At 43.0% G+C, this 759-nt stretch carries 1 pseudogene; it reads right to left on the bottom strand.

Features of this window, described 5'->3' with window-relative positions:
- Positions 1-759: pseudogene (locus EJ063_RS21845) on the bottom strand (F0F1 ATP synthase subunit beta); the annotation flags it as partial.

Below are 759 nucleotides of genomic sequence, written 5' to 3'. Positions count from 1 at the left end.
GTAATTCTTTCTTGTAAAGTACCCATTTCGGTACTGAGGGTGGGTTGATAACCCACGGCGGAAGGCATCCTACCCAATAAGGCAGATACTTCGGATCCTGCTTGTACGAAACGGAAGATATTGTCGATAAATAGAAGTACGTCTTGTTCATTAACATCTCGGAAATATTCCGCCATAGTTAGGGCAGTCARACCAACTCTCATACGAGCTCCYGGCGGTTCATTCATCTGRCCRTARACTAGRGCYACTTTKGATTCCGCAAGATTTTGTTCATTAATGACTCCAGATTCTTTCATTTCCATGTAAAGATCATTTCCTTCACGAGTCCGTTCGCCTACTCCACCAAATACGGATACACCACCATGAGCTTTAGCAATGTTGTTGATCAATTCCATAATTAGTACTGTTTTACCCACGCCAGCCCCACCGAATAGTCCAATTTTTCCCCCACGACGATAAGGGGCCAAAAGATCTACTACTTTAATTCCTGTTTCAAAAATCGATAATTTTGTATCTAATTCTATAAAAGCAGGCGCGGATTTATGGATAGGAGATGTTGTGCGAGTATCGACAGGACCTAAATTATCAACGGGTTCCCCAAGCACGTTGAAAATTCGTCCTAGAGTCGCTCCGCCGACTGGAACACTTAGAGGATTTCCCATATCAACCACGTCCATTCCTCTCTTTAAACCCTCTGTCGCACTCATAGCTACAGCTCTAACTCGATTATTTCCTAATAATTGCTGTACTTCACAAGTC

Origin of the sequence: Vibrio aquaticus (genome assembly GCF_003970385.1) — a bacterium.
GTDB lineage: Bacteria > Pseudomonadota > Gammaproteobacteria > Enterobacterales > Vibrionaceae > Vibrio > Vibrio aquaticus.
This window is presented reverse-complemented; position numbering and strand designations above follow the sequence as displayed.